The sequence below is a fragment of the Lactobacillus sp. W8093 genome (genome assembly GCF_016100925.1).
Lineage (GTDB): Bacteria > Bacillota > Bacilli > Lactobacillales > Lactobacillaceae > Lactobacillus > Lactobacillus helsingborgensis.
Genome location: NZ_JACFRL010000006.1, coordinates 86,489 through 102,505, shown reverse-complemented (window position 1 = coordinate 102,505; position 16,017 = coordinate 86,489). Strand labels below are relative to the sequence as shown.

Below are 16,017 nucleotides of genomic sequence, written 5' to 3'. Positions count from 1 at the left end.
TTATCCTTCACTTCTAAATAATAAATTCAAATTTTTCTGACTTTGTTGCCCGGCTTCAAGAATTTTTTTAACTATTTCTGCGGTAATATCTTCATTTTGGTGCATTATTGTTTCCACCAGCATGAGCGCATTAACGCCAGACAAAATTGTCCACGGATATTTTTGTGTTAATCTCAAAGCCACATTGCTAGTCGTACCCCCAGGTATATCAGTTAAAACAATAGTATTTTTATTGACTGGCATTACACTATTTTCAATTTTTAACATGTATTGATCTAACGTCATATTTGCTGTTAAACCAATATCCATAATATTTTCTGTTTTTCCAACCAGTAAACCCATACTTTTAATAAGTGCGGTTCCCCAACCACCGTGAGTTAGTAAAATAATTTTATTTTTTTCTCTCAAATTGCTACCTCCAAGATATTTTCAAAAACAGGATTTAAGAATCTAACAAATAATTAATTACTTGCAAACCAATAATTCCATATTTATGCAAACGCTGTCAATAAGGCGCTGAAAGTAAAGGTGAAATAAGAACCATTTTTTTACTTGTCAATAAAAGTTTATTTAGTAATAAGCATTTTTAATTTTTATACAATTTATTTTTAATTATAATGTTTTAATAACATTGACAAAATTCCTTTTTTACTGTTTTGGTTCTCGTTATGTTTTCATTACAAATAATTTTGAACAAAAATGCTTATTTTGGTAAAATAATTATTAAATCATTACAGCAATAATGCATACAAAAGACTTATTTTGCATATCGTTCTGATTTCATTACCGCACTTAGAAGTAAGCGTTTTTACAAAATGAAGGCTGATTTGTAATAAGTTAGAGAAAGAAAAATTTTTTGTATAGAATTGAGTGATTTACGCTTATGGCAACATTTTTAGAAAATTTCAAATCCTCTTTTGCAAAATCTGGAATTACACAGGCTGAACTTTCAAGAAGAACAAGGATACCGCGGTCCAACATTCACGACTACTTAGAAGGCAAATATAAACCTAAGCAAAATCGCATTGAGCTTCTCGCAGCAGCTTTAGAAGTCGACCCAATGTGGCTTGCCGGCGGTAATATAAAAAAGGTTAACTTTGAAGAAATTCAAAATCTTTATATTGATAAAAAACCGTTAACCAAAAAAGAGAAGACCCAAGTTATAAATTATGTTAGGTTAATCAGATTAATGGAAAAAAATTAATATTTTGCATACAAAAAGACTAAAAGCCAAAAGCTTTTAGTCTTTTCTTTATGGTCTTTGTGCAAGCAAATAAGCTAATTCTTCATTATATTTATACTTGATGGCCTTTTGTCTTGAATCACTCATATCAGTGAATTTTGAATTAAGCAAATAAACAAAAACTGCTCGCATAGCAGTCTTTTTATTGGCTGCTTGCTGCCAAGCTATTGATTGTTCGCCATCAAGAACCGCAGCGGAAACTTCTTCTCCCCTATTCGCCGGCAAGCAATGCATAAATTTAACATTAGGATTGCCCGTTTTTGCCAATAATTCATCATTGACTTGATATTTAGGATAAAAGATCTTCATGTATTCATCTTTTTCAAGTTCATGATCATATAAACCATACCAAACATCGGTATAAATAAAATCAGCGTTTTGAAGTGAACTTTCATCTTCACTTAGTGTAATTGAGCCACCGTTTTTTTCAGCAATCTTATTAGCTTTATTATAAATATCTCGTGGGATCCACTTGGATTTTGGACCATATTGAACAAAGTGCATGCCCATTTTGGCACACAAAAATAATGCTGAAATAGTAATCTGCGTTGCATCCCCCACAAAAACCAGTTTAATGTCAGATAATCTCTTACCTTCCGGTAAAAATTCTTTAATTGTAATCAAATCACCTAAAGCCTGAGTAGGATGGTCATCATCACTCATAAAGTTAACTACAGGTGCATGCGAATTTTGGGCAATCTCTACAATATCTTCTTGACTAGCCGTTCGAACTCCAATGATATCAACTAAGTCACCTAAAGCGTGACTAGTATCAGCCAAACCCTCATGACCATTTTTTCCTAACTGAATTTGTCCGGGAGCCAGATAGAGCGCATGACCCCCAAGTTCCGTCATTGCTGTTTCAGCAGAACAACGAGTCCTAGTCGAAGTTTGATCAAAGATCATACCTAAGCTTTTGCCTTTTAAAAGCTGAGGGTAATAGCCATGGTTGATAGCCTCCTTAATTTTTAGACCTAAATCAGCCAGGTATTGCATTTCATTTTTTGAAAAGGTACAAGTATCAATAAAATCTTTTTTTACCACAAAGTTCTCCTTTATAAAAATTCTTTCTTTTGCCGCATATCATAATACAGAAATCACTAGTAATATGAAATTAATAACTGCTAACTAAAGAAAAGCTTTACTATTTAAGTATATATTAACTTTTTGGCACCTAAAAAGCCACTGCAGAAACATTTGCAGTAGCTTATTTTACTTATTCTTATAAAACCAATCTAATTTTGCCAATTATTGAAACTTTTTGTAATTAAAAAAGGTAACCCTAAAGTTAAAATAACGGGCACAGCCATTGCCATGGCCGTCCAGCTTTGTACTTGGCTAGTAATTCCAGCCAGCCAAAAGCTCATTAGTCTCATTTGCCAAGCCCAAAGAACTACAGGCCAAATAAAGTCAAAAAGATTAGTAATGCTGAGACACGCAAAAACTAAACCAAAGAACCCTAAAATCATGGCTCCGCCAACGTTAAATTTTAAAACCAGCCATTGTGTTATCTCATATTGAAGAAAACCAAAAACTGCAAAAATAAAACTAGTGAGGAAAATTTTGATAAATGATAGGTCATTTACCCGAAAAGCAAAACGCAAAATCAAAAAATAAAGCAGGCTCATACCAATAATTTCAATAAAATAGAGCACCCAATAGTAAAATAACTGCAATTGAATAATTAGGCCCCTTGCGCTAGGAATTGTTAACCAATTTTTACAATGACCAGCTTTTTCCTCACGGTCGAAAACTAAGCTAATGACTATACTGATAACTATCGGAGAACTAATTGCCAACAATTCATAAAAAATGGTTACCATAGTGGTCGTGGTGACCGCGCTTTTTCTATTGCCGTAATAAAGCCCCAGTAATACCGGAAAAATAATTAAAGCCACTAAATGAAAATAGAGCAAAAAGCTGCGCTTGAGCTTAATGCTTTCTGACCGGAAAACATTTTTAAGCATTTTTTACTACCTGCCTTCTAAATGAATTAGCGGCTAAATAACTAACTAACACAAACAACAAAATAGCCACTATTAACATCCAATAATTATTAGGGGCAGTGGTGCCTGCCTTAAGAGGCAGCCCATTAATGTTTATTTTGATTAACGATACCGGAAAAAGTTCAGTCCAGGTAAATGGCCAAATTTTACCAAGGACATAGTTATTGACGGCTAAACCGCTAAAGATTCCGGCAAAAGCTAATATAATTGTGACGTACATGTTAGTAATGCGGCTAAACCAAATATAAAGTGGTATTTCCCACAGATTAACTAGCCAAATGCCTAAAATAGCAAGTACACATGAAATTGGGCTGATCTGACTATCAGATAGCAAAAACATTAAAGCGATGAAAATAATCAGAAACAAAGAGGAAATGAAAGTTAAAACAGCGACATGCAGTATTCTGCCTAATTCATAATCAAACAAATTGCAAGGTGAACTTAAAATCAACTTATAATCTGTGCTATTTTTCTCACGCCGGTCAAGCAACCCAGCAATTAAAGCAAGAAATAATGGCAACCAAATAATGCTCCATTGATTAATGACGCTTTGAATAACGTAACCAGTAGGAGCAAAAATCACTAAAACTATCACTGTTATGAAAAACGGATAAAGCCACAATAGCTGCCTGATAAATGTCCTTTTAGTTTTGATTTTTTCAATTACCAAAGTATTAAGCATTAATAGCACCAGCCTTTGTCAAAGTATCATTAAATAGTTGTTCCAGATTTTCTGAGTGATCTAACGGCTTTTCCAGTAATAAGTGACCATTGCCAATGATGCCGATATTATCAGCTAATCGTTCTACTTCCGAAAGCATGTGGCTAGAAATAATGATAGTAATACCACTTTCTTTTAAACTGGCAATTAAATTGCGCAATTGCTGAATTCCCAGTGGGTCAAGTCCATTTGTAGGTTCATCTAAAATTAACAGTTTGGGTTTACCCACAAGGGCTAAGCCAATACCCAACCTTTCTTTCATACCCAGAGAAAAGTTTTTAGTTAACTTTTTTCCTGTTTTTTCTATGCCAACAGTAGTTAAAATTGATTGGATTTCAGTTTCTGCTACTCCTCTTAAGCGACAAACCACCTGCAAGTTTTCATAAGCAGTCAAATTGCCATAAAGTGGTGCAGTTTCAATTAAGGAACCAATAGCAGTTAAATCATTTCTGGACCATTCGTGACCTGCAAACGTGACAGTACCGCTAGTAGCAGAAATAATTCCCGTTAAAATTTTCATCAACGTAGTTTTGCCAGCCCCATTAGGCCCAAGCAAGCAGTAAACCTGATTTTCTGGGACACGCATGTTTAATTGATCAAGTACAATTTGGTCTTTAAACTTCTTTGTAAGTTTATTTGTTACTAGTAAATCTGTCATGTTTTCTCCTTTTATACTGCTGTATTTTCTTAAAGTATACTCAAACATCATATTTAAAAGCTATTACGGCTTCTGTTTTATTAGTGCAGTTCAACTGCTAAAAAATAATTATGATGATTATATAATAAGCAAAAAATATCAGCAATATTTTTAGGCATATTAAAAGGCAGCAAAAAAGCAGTTTGACTATTCAAACTGCTTAAATTTTTATTAGTTAGTTTTACCAGCGGTCAACTCTCCGCGTTGAGCAAATTCAACATAAAGTTTATTACCGTATGCTGACAGACCCTCAATTTCACGTTTAACATGCAAACGATGAGTCTTCTTGTAAGTACCATCTTTATCAACTTTAAAGATATAATCATTAAAGCCGATGTAGAATTGGTCGTGCTTTTGGTCGTACGTAAAGCCTTGAACTGGGGAATGGTTGCTTACAAAGTTGCCCTTTGTAGCTCCTACTTCTACAGGAGTCCAAGTATCACCATTTCTGGTTACTTTCCAGTATTCATAGTAGCCGTTACCACCGTTATGGAAGAGGCAATACATCGTGTTGTCACCAGCAAAGGTAGCATTATGAATATATCTTGGATTACCATAGTTGGAAATTCTGAAAGTCCAAATTTGATTGATCTTCATGTCTGATTTACGGATTTGCAAAATTTCTTCTGAAGCATCAGAGTTGCTCGAAGTGTTGTTATTGGCAATTACATAAATGTAATTAGCTGATGAGCCGATAGCCTGACCGTGACCTAATTTAATATAAGGACTAACTTTAATATGTGAAGCATATTTCTTGAAGGTTGACCAGTTTAAAGTGGACAGGTTTTGGGCTTTATATTTGTTGATATGCTTTAAGTCATAAGAAACTAGGTGACCATTTTGCGCTTTACTGGAGTTAAAGAGTGCCACAGTAAAGTTAGAACCATAGACTGTAATTCCTTCAGGTATTACACCTACTTGACCCATCTTGTCTCCCGCCTTGTGATAATCAAGACTTACAAAACGCGGTTGGAACAGTTTAGTCTTTAGAGTTAAGCCGTTTGCTTTAAAAGTATTGGATCTGGTTTCCGGAGTATAGTGATGTGCTGCGTTCCAGTTTCTTGAAGAAGATTTTGAACTGCCCTTCCAAGTAGAAACTTCCTTGGGACCATTTTTAGGTGTCTTGTCAGCTCTTGCTATACCCTCTTTTTTATCCGAACGGACGGTAACATCAACACTGGCTTTAGCCTTGCCGTAACTATAATCAACTGTAGTCTTACCAGGAGTATTTGAACTAATCTTTGACTTGGAAACTGTGACCTTGCTTGCATCAACTGCTGTACCTGCACTATCAGTCACATAATTAATGGCATCTTTAGTGTTGAACGAATATTTATCATTTTGAACCAGACTGACGTTCTTTGCGACAGAAATCTGGTTTCTGGCAAAGAAGTTTTGACTAACCCAGCCGACAGTCTTGCCGTCAACAATTATCTTCCAAAACTTGCCTTTTTTAGTGGCAATTGATTGCTTGGACTGAATTTGAGCATGTTTGAAATACTTAGTTGAAGTAAACTTGCCTGACGGGCCCTTTTTCGAAGCATTATGATAGACTGCATAAGTACCATTACCAGCTATTTTAGTGACAGCCTTGTGGTAGGTTTTAGCAGAAATATAAGAATTATTACTCCCAACAAATAAGCCGACTGCAGCTATCGTGCCAGCAACCAGCAACTTATTTTTAAAACTTTTTTCCATTAAACTTTCTCAACCTTCCTATAAATATAATATAATAATAGTTTTGCACTTTTTATGGCATAAATCAATAGTTACTTGTGTTATAAAATAAAAGATACCTTATCATTAGATTTTTAAAATCATTTAAGATAAAATATAGACTTGTTATCTTTAAATAAGGGAGTAGTTTCATGGGTGAAACACCAAATAATTCTAAAAAGATGATGTGGACAACTCTTGCTACCATGGCTTTTTCCATTGTATGGAGCTTTGGTAATGTTGTTAACGGATTCATATATTTTGACGGCACCAAGGTAATTTTCAGTTGGATTATTATTTTCCTGCTTTTCTTTATTCCTTATGCTCTGATGGTCGGTGAGTTAGGATCTGTTTTTAAGGATTCTGAAGGTGGCGTGGCCTCATGGGTTAATGCCACTATTGGGCCCAAATGGGCTTATTACGCCGGCTGGACATTCTGGGCAGTTCATGTGGTTTACATTTCTAGTAAAGGCACAGGCGGTTTAAGAGGAATGGCCTGGGGGATTTTTGGCAATACTAATTGGTACGATAGTTTACCAACTGCCTGGACACAATTAGCTACGCTAGTGGTATTTCTTTTCTTTTGCTGGGTAGCTAGTCGCGGAATTCCAGTTATTAAAACTTTATCAACTATTGCTGGAACTTCTATGTTCATCATGTCAATTTTGTTTATTATCATGATGTTTGCGGCTCCAATGATCAACCCACACGCTAATTTTTATACTATTAACTGGAATTGGCAAAACTTTATGCCAGATTTCAATGCGAAGTATTTCACTTCTCTTTCAATTCTGGTATTTGCTGTCGGTGGCGCTGAAAAAATTTCGCCGTATGTTAATAAGTTAAAAAAGCCTTCTAAGAACTTTCCTAAAGCTATGTTGGGCTTAGCCGGAATGGTTATGATTTCCGCAATTCTAGGAACAATTGCTTTAGCATTAATGTTCGATCCTAAAACTGTGAATGGTAATTTAAACGAATACATTTCAAACGGTCCGTACATTGCCTTCCAAAAATTGGGAGAATATTACGGTGTAGGCGGATTGTTCCTTTACATCTATGCTTGGTGTAACGTAATAGGGCAATTTTCTGCTCTGGTAATCAGTATTGATGCACCTTTAAGAATGTTATTAGGTGGTAAAGAAGCTAAAGACTTTATCCCTAAGAAATTATTAAAGGTCAACAAGCATGGTGCCTACATTAATGGTATCTGGATGATCGTTATTCTTTCTGGTGGTATTATCGCGCTGCAAGCAATTATGCCTGACGCTCAAGCTGTAATGGCTCAATTAGTTAAGCTTAATTCAATTGTTATGCCAATGCGTTACCTTTGGGTTTTCATTGCTTACTTAGCTTTACGTAAGCAACACGAAAAATTCCACACCGGACTTGAAAACTATCAGATGACTAAGCACCAATGGCTGGCCTACACAGCTGGTGTGTGGGGTTTGGCAGTGACTATTGCTTGTTGTTTAATGGGGATGTATTCTAACGATCCGTTTACACTTTGCTTGAATATTGCCACTCCAGTAGTTTTATTACTGCTCGGCTTGATCATGCCAACAATTAGACGTCGTGAAGAAGCCAAAGCTAAATAAGCTGTAACAGTTAAATATTCGTAAAACCGCCTAGCAATTGGCGGTTTTTTATTTAGCAAAAATGTTAAACTGTATTTATCAAGAAGGAGATGAGAATTTTGCCTAATTTTGTAGATGATGCTGAAAAACTGCTTAGAAGTCACCATTTAAAAGCTACTAAGCCGCGATTAAAGATTTTGGAATACCTAATGGCGCATCACAATCATCCAACTGCTGCAACCATTTATAATGCTATTAGTGGTGCTGAACCAACATACAGGGCAACGGTTTATAACACACTCAATAAGCTGGTTGAGACTGGAATTGTAATCGAAATTAAAAATGGCGATGATTCTCTGCATTATGACTATTTTGTCAAACCGCACTTTCACATTATTTGTAAAAATTGCGGCAAAATTGCTGACGTTTACTACCCTGACTTTGACACGATTGAAAATCATATGAGAATTGAAGCAGAAAAGCAAACAGGTTACACCACATCTTCCAGTCATGTTGAGATATATGGGCTGTGTCCAGAATGCCAAGATAAAGAAAAAAAGAGCTGACAAGCTCTTTTTTATGTGGTTGGAAAACTATCTTTTGCTTTTTTTCTGCTCTAATTCAGCTGCCAAATCAATTTTTCTACTAGCGTTTTTGCCTAATTCAGCCAGTTTCTGGTTCATATGACAGATATCATGACAAGCAGGAGAGGTAATTTTAGACAAGTTATTATCTTTTGAATCATTTTTGCTGCTAATTTGACTTGTAGAATTCAGACTGAAATTTTTATTATGTAAGCAATTATCAAGCGTCCTGTCAATTACTTGTGCTTTGTGATAGGTCTGATTCATACTGCACAAGTTACTATAGCAAGCTAAACTCAAAAAACTCAATTCATTCATTTCCTTACTCCATTCTAAAAGATATGATTTAGCTTCAGGAGTTTGGTTATCAAATTGAAAGATATCTTTTTTGATTCTTTGATCTAGTTTATTAAGCAATTTTTTCTTTTTAGGGCAGCTTGCCTAGGCTTTTCAATACTGTTTCTTAAATTATTAGGTTTTTCTTGTGCCCGCTCAAAGTAATTCCATAGCAACACGACAATTTTATATACTAAGAAGATTAAGGCAACAGTAGCAGAAATCAAGATTAAAATACTTAGAGTTGCACAGACGCCTTTAATTAAAGGAATATTTAGCCGGTCTAACATCTTCAGCATTATTCCGATAGCAAATAGTATCAAGGTAGAAATAGCTAAAGCCAGTATAATATTAGTTTCCGATGGCTTTGTTAAAATCAAATCTTTTAATTGCGCTTGATATTCAAAAATCTGATGATCCTGATTAATATTCGCGGCAATTTTCGGATAAATCTGTTCCAATTCGTCACTGTTACTCGTAAAAATTTGGTATGTTCAACATGAAATTTTCCTAATAATCTTACATAGTCTTTACTTTTATGCTATTGAAAAAAACAACTTTTAACGATTGCTCTAAAAAAATAATTAATTCTTGTCTATTTAATAATTCAATATTTGTCATAATGTTTTACTACCAAAACGATTTTAGTCAAATGATTATTAACTGTCTTCATGACCTATTGATTGAATATATTTGTAGCTAATTCAGTTTATATCCCTATTAACTTAACAAAATATAAGTCATGACTTATTTGTTAAATATAATTAGATGTAAAAGCGCTACAAGTAATCATAAGACTGAATTAACAGTTTTTGAATATTATATAAATAGAATTAAAAAGACAAATTTAATTAGTAGTCTATAATTATTTTATTAATATACAAATTTGGTATCAACAAAATTAAGTGCTTTTATTGCTAGCAAGGCTATTTAATTCACTTTACTTTTTTAATTTATCTATAAAATAATACTCTTTTGCGATTATTATAATATGATATGAAATTGGATATGGATATACTTTTTTACTTTTGTTTACACGACAGCTTTTTAGAAATTTTAAAGTAAAAAAATAAGAGCCATACGGCTCTTGTTAAATTATCAATCTAGTTGACTTTCGCGCTTACTAACAACTCAGCTCTTTGAGCCAAATTGACGTATAGTTTATTAGCGCTAACTGACATTCCTTCTATTTCGCGACCTGTATCAAATGAATAAGTATCTTTCAACTTACCATTACGACCAATCTTAAAGATCAAGTCGTTAAATGCCAGGTAAAAGTTTTTATTCTTAGTATCGTATGTGAAACCTTGAATCGGAGCGTTATTGTTCACAAAATTGCCATCTGTCTTGCCTACTAATTGTGGATACCAATTATCTCCCTTACGGGTAAATTCCCAATATTCAAAACAATTGTTTTCAGTATCGTGATAGACAGTGTACATGTCATAATCTGAAACAATCACACCATTATGGAAGTAGCGGGGATTCTTTTCATCCCCAACCCAAGCTTTAATTGTCCAAATCTTGTTAATTTGTAAATCACTTTTACGGATTTGTAACAACTCCTCTGAATCAGTGGTGTTTTTCAAAGTATTATCATTATTCAAAACATAAATATATTTATCACTTGCACCCATTGCCTGACCGTGACCAATTGGGATATACGGACTTACTTTGATATGTTTAACATAATTGTTGAATTTCTTTTGCGACATATCTAGCAAATGTTGCGCATTGTAAGGATTAGTCAACTTGTTCAAGTCGTAGCCAACAATATGACCAGACATTAAGTTTGTATGACTTAAAAGACTAGTATAAGCCCAGCCATTAGAAACTGTCACGCCTTCTGGTATATGACCAACCCGGTTTATATTATCGTCTGTTGGGTCAGCAACACTCAGTAAAACTGGTTGATAGAATTTAGTTTTTAAAGTCATATCCCCGCTAGTCAAAGTGTGTTTGCTGGTTTCCGGTGTATATTCTGTAGGGCTAATGTAATTTATTGATGAACCATAGTGTGTCTTCCACGCTTGATAATCATTTGTGCCGGGTTGAGCAGTTACTGCATTTACTGCATCAGCGTCAACCATACCTTCCTTAGTGCTCTTTCTGACTGTAATCTTAACAGTTGCAGTTGCATCGCCATAAGTGTATTTCACTTTATATGTCTTAGGAGTCCAGCAATCAATGCTCTCGCGTGAAACAGTGACCATGCTATTATCAATTACCGTTCCCATATAATTGGTTACATAAGAAATAGCGTCTCTAGTCGAAAAGCTGTAAAAATCATTACGCACCAAAGAAATAGTCTTAGGCACTGCTATTTGATTTCTAGCAAAGTAATTTTCGTTAACATAACCTACTTCACGCCCGTTAACATAAATGCGCCAATAACGGTACTTTTTCGTTTCAATCAGTTGGTCTGATTGAATATGGCTGTAACGAAAGTTAATGCCGTCAGCTACCTTGGTTTTAACTTTACCATTAGTAACTTCCTTCCAAACCTTATAGTTTTTGTTACCAGCGACCTTGGTCATCATTGAATAACCAGTAACCACTTGCTTTGGTTTAGGCTTTTTAGTATTCTGATTATCGTCACCCGTCTGGTCAGAGTTGTTGGGATTATCAGTACTACCATTATCGGTATTCGTGTCTGTATTTGCATCAGTTGAGTTATTTGATGACTTATTATCATCTTGAACTGGCGGCTGAGGGCTATCTGAATCTGCCGCAACTGATGTAGTTGATAGACCGGTGTAAACTAATAAACCGGCAACTAATGTCAGTGAAATTGTTGCTATCTTCTTATAAAGCTTCAAAATAAATCCTCCAAAAATTAAATTTATACTTAAATTATATAATAAAACCTTCACTAAAAAGAATACAAAATTAATACACTTTCATTGACAGCAAGTAATGTAAGTGATTTAATTAGCACTGTACTTGATAGAGTGCTAATTATATTTAGGAGGTAGAAAGATGCTTGTACCTACAGTTATTGAACAAACTGCACGTGGCGAACGCGCATACGACATTTATTCACGTTTGTTAAAAGACCGTATCATCATGCTTAGTGGTGAAATTAACGATGATATGGCTAACTCGATTATTGCACAATTATTATTTCTTGATGCTCAAGATAATACCAAGGATATTTCACTTTATATAAACTCACCTGGTGGAGTAATTACTTCTGGTTTGGCAATCATGGACACCATGAACTTTATTAAATCAGATGTTTCAACCATTGCCATTGGTATGGCAGCCTCAATGGCTTCCATTTTGTTAACCAGTGGTGCAAAAGGTAAACGTTTTGCTTTACCTAACTCCACGGTTTTAATTCACCAACCTTTGGGTGGTGCTCAAGGCCAACAAACTGATATTCAAATCGCAGCTAATGAAATCTTAAAGAGTCGTGAAAAGATTAACCGTATCTTACATGAAACTACTGGTCAGCCCTTGGAAAAAATCCAAAAGGATACTGAAAGGGACAACTACATGACAGCTGAACAAGCTAAAGACTATGGTTTAATCGATGAAATAATGGTTAACCAAAAGAAATAATTATTTAAAAATTTGTGTTTTAAAAAGCAACCCACCAAGTGATGGGTTGCTTTATTATTTTCTCAAATTTTGTGCCATTTCGTGTATTTTCTTAAAACGATGATTGGCTCCAGACTTCGAAATAGGGCCATCTGGAGTTTGCTGAGCTATTTCTTTCAGCGAGAGTTCAGGTTCATCTAAGCGCAATCTGGCAATACCCTGCAATTTCTCTGGGATATTCTCTAAACCGATTTTTTGCGCTATTAGTTCAATATCTTCAACTTGTTTGGCTGCCGCATTGGCTGTTTTTTTCAAATTAGCCGTGTCGCAATTTACTAACCGATTGACCGAATTACGCATATCTCTCATAATGCGCAAGTCCTCAAATGCCAACATCGCATTTAGAGCGCCAACAATATGCAAAAAGTCACCGATTTTTTCAGCTTCTTTCAAATAGACAATATAGCCCCGCCGTCTTTGAGTGCTCTTGGCATTAAGATGAAATCGTTCATTCATAATAGTTAACAAGTCATTATTATGATCCTGATAAACTGAATATATCTCTAAATGATAACGGCTGGTAGTAGGATTATTAACACTGCCACTTGCTAAGAAAGCGCCACGTAAATAGGACATTGCACCCTCACGTGACTCTATGATCCTTTTTGGTATTCTAGTAATTAAGTGAAGGGAAGGAGTAAGAATTTCCAAATTTTGCAATATTTCTTTGACATGATTTTGCAATCGCACCAAATATTGATTATTTTTCTTCAACTTCATTTTACGCGAAACTATTAATTGTGGTTCTACCTTGTAAGCGATTTTTATTAAAGAAAAAATTCGTCTAGCGATTGCAGGATTTTCAGTAGTAATGTCAAGGCTAAACTGGTGCTCGTGAAAATTCAAAACGCCGTTCATACGCAAAAAAGCTGCCAATTCAGCTTTCGCATGTTCGGGATGAATTTTTAAAGAAGTTAATTCTTTCTTCACGTTACTTGCGTAGCTTGCCATTATTTAGTCCTTCCTGCGAGCCATCGCAGCAAATGCCAGATTAATAATTTCTTTGGCTACTTTTTTACCATCGTGAAAGACTAGCCCACTTCGCTGATCAATAAAATCAGCGGTAATGACTCTGCTTCCCTGTTCCCGCAAGCCCTGATAATCGTTCTTAACAGGTTCAAGATAAGCATCATAATCGTTAGGGTTAAACTTAGACATATCAATTTTAGCGCCATTGACTAAAGTGGTATTAATATAATGTCCGCCCAAATGCTCATTAATTACCTTAACATGTTCACAGTCTGAAAAATGATCGGTTTCACCTTTTTGCGTCATAATGTTACAAATATAAATGACTTCTGCGCTTGTTTTTCTTACTGCTTCGCCTAAATTGGGGATCATGAGATTAGGCAAGATGGACGTAAATAGACTACCAGGTCCTAAAACTACCGCATCAGCATTATTTATAGCGGCTAAAACTGGTGGCACCGCTTCAGGTTCACTCTTTGACTTAGTGTTGGTGACCCAAACTCGTTTAATTCTTTTATCCTTGTCAGTAATTTCCTTTTCACCAGCTTGAATAGAGCCATCCACAAATTCCGCATTCAGTGTCAATGGTTCATTAGAGGCAGGGTAAACATGACCGTCAACCCGCATCATTTTTGAAAGTGCTTGAACAGCGTCAAAAATATTACCGTGCATTTCGTTTAAAGCAGCAATTATCAAATTGCCGATAGCATGACCTGAAAAAAATGAGTCGGAAGAATCAAAGCGGTATTGGAAAACATCCTTTTCTTCCTGAGAAATTTCACTTAAAGAAACCAAAACATTGCGAATATCACCAGGGGGAACTACGTTGATAAAATTGCGAATTGAGCCGGAAGAGCCGCCATCATCAGAAACAGTCACAATAGCTGATATTTCAGCATTTTGCTCTTTTAACGCGTTTAAAACTACAGGCAATCCAGTACCTCCACCAATAACGACAACCTGTGGTCGTCTGCTTCTGGTAACATGAATCACTTTATCATTATATGTCATCTAATTATCACCTATTTCTAGTGTAGCGACTAATTTCACGATGGGTTATATCAACTGTATAGTCTTCAGCTAAATCTTTAGCCAGCTGCTGTGCAATGGCGACGCTTCTATGTTGCCCACCGGTACACCCAATTGCAATAGTTAATTTAGTCTTGCCCTCTTTGATGTAACCGGGCAATGCACTTTTTATCAAATCTAAAAATTTCTGATAAAAAATACTCGTTTCTTTCTTATCCATTACATAGTTAAATACCCTTTTATCCAAACCGGTAAAAGGTCGCAATTCAGGAATATAAAAGGGATTGGGCAAAAAGCGCACATCCATTACAATATCCGCATCAATGGGCATTCCGTATTTAAACCCAAAAGATAGAACCTCAATTGAAAACGGCTGCCGGTGTTTAGCACTAAACTTATTAGCCAGTTCTTGTTTTAATTCTTTTGGACTTAAATTAGAAGTATCAATAATATCATTGGCACGGTTTTTTATTCCGGTTAAAATACGTCTTTCTGCTAAAATTCCGTCTAGTAAACGCTCATTTTGGGCTAAAGGCGGAACACGCCTAGTCTCTTTATAACGAGCAACTAAAGTGTCATCCGCAGCGTCTAAAAAGACGATCCGGGTCTGCACCGTACCATTATCTTCTAAAGAATTAATTTCGTTATCTAAATCTTTATAAAACCGTCTCACCCGCAGATCAATTACTACTGCAACTTTAGTGAAATCATCTGAGTTAACGATTAAATCCCAAAAACTGGATAAAAGAGATGGAGGCAAATTGTCAACTACAAAATAGCCCATGTCTTCTAAAGCATGAGAAGCGACCGTTTTTCCCGCACCGCTCATGCCTGTCACAATCAGTAATTGCTTTTTATGCTTAGCCATTTTTGCTGACCTCCTATTACTAAAATTATAACATACCAGGTGTGCCATTACTTTTTGGGCAAAAAAAAAGTTCAACAGAACTTTTTATTTTTTACCTGTTAACAAATGCAGCAATAATTTCATTAATACCAAAAATTAGTAACCAGAAAGAAACTAACCAAATTAAAGTTAATGCTGATAAAGCTGGGTTAAACATCAAACTAATGGCGATAAACAAGCCTAGGATATTCAGGATTATATTAACCCAGAAGAAAAAGGTTGAAACAGCCCGCATGTGCCAAGAAAAAACGATGCCAGAGATTGAGTCGAATAAGAACCAAAATGCAAATAAGTAAGCAATGGTTAAGCCACCAGCATCATAGGAATATAGGAACAAAATACCCACAATAATGTCTAAAACTCCTGACACAATCGACAACCAGCTTGAAGGGATAAAATACCGAAAACGACTGTAGAAAACTAACCAGACAAAGCCCTGAACTATTGACACTATGGCAAAAAGCAATACAAAAGCATGTAATGCCTTACCGGGATGCCGCAATAAAAAGAGCCCTGCAATTATCATTAAAACACCAGAGATAAATGCAGCCCAGTTAAATCCGCGATTTCCTCTGTAACTAGAAAAATTATCCATTTTTATTCCTCCTTGGGCTTTATTTTACACTTTATCA

Annotated in this window: 17 protein-coding genes; 4 read left to right on the top strand and 13 right to left on the bottom strand. The window is 35.4% G+C overall.

Annotated elements, in window-relative coordinates; translation table 11 throughout:
- Complete coding sequence (locus tag H3T47_RS05515; RefSeq protein ID WP_199282789.1) at positions 1 to 408, bottom strand: PTS sugar transporter subunit IIA; 408 nt, start codon at positions 406 to 408, stop codon at positions 1 to 3.
- A 475-nt stretch (positions 409 to 883) separates the two neighbouring features.
- Here H3T47_RS05515 and H3T47_RS05510 point away from each other — a divergent pair, with 475 nt between their 5' ends.
- A complete protein-coding gene (locus H3T47_RS05510; protein WP_199282788.1) occupies positions 884 to 1,204 on the top strand; it encodes a helix-turn-helix transcriptional regulator in 321 nt (106 codons plus the stop codon).
- 48 nt (positions 1,205 to 1,252) lie between these two features.
- Here the strand turns inward: H3T47_RS05510 and argF are convergent, their stop codons facing one another.
- The 5 genes from argF to H3T47_RS05485 form a co-directional block, all read right to left on the bottom strand.
- Positions 1,253 to 2,287, bottom strand: a complete 1,035-nt coding sequence (gene argF, locus H3T47_RS05505) for an ornithine carbamoyltransferase (protein WP_199282787.1) — start codon at positions 2,285 to 2,287, stop codon at positions 1,253 to 1,255.
- 191 nt (positions 2,288 to 2,478) lie between these two features.
- On the bottom strand, positions 2,479 to 3,210 hold the full coding sequence (locus H3T47_RS05500; protein ID WP_199282786.1) for an ABC transporter permease: 732 nt from the start codon (positions 3,208 to 3,210) through the stop codon (positions 2,479 to 2,481).
- Entirely contained in the window at positions 3,203 to 3,931 is a 729-nt protein-coding gene (locus H3T47_RS05495) for a lantibiotic immunity ABC transporter MutE/EpiE family permease subunit (protein WP_199282785.1), read from the bottom strand. Before H3T47_RS05495 ends, H3T47_RS05500 begins: the two co-directional genes overlap by 8 nt.
- A complete protein-coding gene (locus H3T47_RS05490) occupies positions 3,924 to 4,628 on the bottom strand; it encodes a lantibiotic protection ABC transporter ATP-binding subunit (protein WP_199282784.1) in 705 nt (234 codons plus the stop codon). The genes H3T47_RS05495 and H3T47_RS05490 overlap by 8 nt, the downstream gene beginning before the upstream one ends.
- A gap of 210 nt (positions 4,629 to 4,838) precedes the next feature.
- Positions 4,839 to 6,365: a GW dipeptide domain-containing protein gene (locus tag H3T47_RS05485; RefSeq protein WP_046326927.1), complete on the bottom strand. Its 1,527-nt coding sequence runs from the start codon at positions 6,363 to 6,365 to the stop codon at positions 4,839 to 4,841.
- Between the two features lie 170 nt (positions 6,366 to 6,535).
- Here H3T47_RS05485 and H3T47_RS05480 point away from each other — a divergent pair, with 170 nt between their 5' ends.
- Together H3T47_RS05480 and H3T47_RS05475 are read left to right on the top strand one after the other, a co-directional pair.
- On the top strand, positions 6,536 to 7,978 hold the full coding sequence (locus tag H3T47_RS05480; protein WP_187159152.1) for an APC family permease: 1,443 nt from the start codon (positions 6,536 to 6,538) through the stop codon (positions 7,976 to 7,978).
- Between the two features lie 98 nt (positions 7,979 to 8,076).
- Positions 8,077 to 8,523 (top strand): Fur family transcriptional regulator, encoded by a 447-nt coding sequence (locus H3T47_RS05475; RefSeq protein WP_233335854.1) that lies wholly within the window; start codon positions 8,077 to 8,079, stop codon positions 8,521 to 8,523.
- Between the two features lie 27 nt (positions 8,524 to 8,550).
- Here H3T47_RS05475 and H3T47_RS05470 read toward each other — a convergent pair whose 3' ends face one another.
- From H3T47_RS05470 to H3T47_RS05460, 3 genes are all read right to left on the bottom strand, one after another.
- The gene (locus H3T47_RS05470) at positions 8,551 to 8,958 is read right to left on the bottom strand and encodes a hypothetical protein (protein WP_199282782.1); all 408 of its coding nucleotides are present in this window, start codon (positions 8,956 to 8,958) and stop codon (positions 8,551 to 8,553) included.
- Entirely contained in the window at positions 8,943 to 9,338 is a 396-nt protein-coding gene (locus H3T47_RS05465) for a hypothetical protein (RefSeq protein ID WP_199282781.1), read from the bottom strand. Before H3T47_RS05465 ends, H3T47_RS05470 begins: the two co-directional genes overlap by 16 nt.
- 642 nt (positions 9,339 to 9,980) lie before the next feature.
- Complete coding sequence (locus H3T47_RS05460) at positions 9,981 to 11,696, bottom strand: SH3-like domain-containing protein (RefSeq protein ID WP_199282780.1); 1,716 nt, start codon at positions 11,694 to 11,696, stop codon at positions 9,981 to 9,983.
- Between the two features lie 160 nt (positions 11,697 to 11,856).
- Here H3T47_RS05460 and clpP point away from each other — a divergent pair, with 160 nt between their 5' ends.
- Positions 11,857 to 12,441, top strand: coding sequence for an ATP-dependent Clp endopeptidase proteolytic subunit ClpP (clpP, locus tag H3T47_RS05455; protein ID WP_038521932.1), 585 nt, complete (start codon positions 11,857 to 11,859; stop codon positions 12,439 to 12,441).
- A 54-nt stretch (positions 12,442 to 12,495) separates the two neighbouring features.
- On the opposite strand, the gene whiA is transcribed toward clpP, so the two are convergent.
- The 4 genes from whiA to H3T47_RS05435 form a co-directional block, all read right to left on the bottom strand.
- Entirely contained in the window at positions 12,496 to 13,431 is a 936-nt protein-coding gene (gene whiA, locus H3T47_RS05450) for a DNA-binding protein WhiA (RefSeq protein WP_038521929.1), read from the bottom strand.
- A gap of 3 nt (positions 13,432 to 13,434) precedes the next feature.
- On the bottom strand, positions 13,435 to 14,460 hold the full coding sequence (yvcK, locus tag H3T47_RS05445; protein WP_046326924.1) for a gluconeogenesis factor YvcK family protein: 1,026 nt from the start codon (positions 14,458 to 14,460) through the stop codon (positions 13,435 to 13,437).
- Positions 14,461 to 14,467: 7 nt separating this feature from the next.
- Positions 14,468 to 15,346 (bottom strand): RNase adapter RapZ, encoded by an 879-nt coding sequence (rapZ, locus tag H3T47_RS05440; RefSeq protein ID WP_199282779.1) that lies wholly within the window; start codon positions 15,344 to 15,346, stop codon positions 14,468 to 14,470.
- Between the two features lie 91 nt (positions 15,347 to 15,437).
- Positions 15,438 to 15,980, bottom strand: coding sequence for an HdeD family acid-resistance protein (locus tag H3T47_RS05435; RefSeq protein ID WP_038521922.1), 543 nt, complete (start codon positions 15,978 to 15,980; stop codon positions 15,438 to 15,440).
- Between the last annotated feature and the right edge of the window lie 37 nt (positions 15,981 to 16,017).

What these genes read in the sequence shown, in the direction of transcription:
- H3T47_RS05485 (WP_046326927.1), bottom strand. Translation starts at nt 6,365, where the DNA reads ATGGAAAAAAGTTTTAAAAATAAGTTGCTGGTTGCTGGCACGATAGCT.
- H3T47_RS05495 (WP_199282785.1), bottom strand. Translation starts at nt 3,931, where the DNA reads ATGCTTAATACTTTGGTAATTGAAAAAATCAAAACTAAAAGGACATTT.
- rapZ (WP_199282779.1), bottom strand. Translation starts at nt 15,346, where the DNA reads ATGGCTAAGCATAAAAAGCAATTACTGATTGTGACAGGCATGAGCGGT.
- H3T47_RS05490 (WP_199282784.1), bottom strand. Translation starts at nt 4,628, where the DNA reads ATGACAGATTTACTAGTAACAAATAAACTTACAAAGAAGTTTAAAGAC.
- H3T47_RS05510 (WP_199282788.1), top strand. Translation starts at nt 884, where the DNA reads ATGGCAACATTTTTAGAAAATTTCAAATCCTCTTTTGCAAAATCTGGA.
- whiA (WP_038521929.1), bottom strand. Translation starts at nt 13,431, where the DNA reads ATGGCAAGCTACGCAAGTAACGTGAAGAAAGAATTAACTTCTTTAAAA.
- clpP (WP_038521932.1), top strand. Translation starts at nt 11,857, where the DNA reads ATGCTTGTACCTACAGTTATTGAACAAACTGCACGTGGCGAACGCGCA.
- H3T47_RS05480 (WP_187159152.1), top strand. Translation starts at nt 6,536, where the DNA reads ATGGGTGAAACACCAAATAATTCTAAAAAGATGATGTGGACAACTCTT.
- yvcK (WP_046326924.1), bottom strand. Translation starts at nt 14,460, where the DNA reads ATGACATATAATGATAAAGTGATTCATGTTACCAGAAGCAGACGACCA.
- H3T47_RS05435 (WP_038521922.1), bottom strand. Translation starts at nt 15,980, where the DNA reads ATGGATAATTTTTCTAGTTACAGAGGAAATCGCGGATTTAACTGGGCT.
- H3T47_RS05500 (WP_199282786.1), bottom strand. Translation starts at nt 3,210, where the DNA reads ATGCTTAAAAATGTTTTCCGGTCAGAAAGCATTAAGCTCAAGCGCAGC.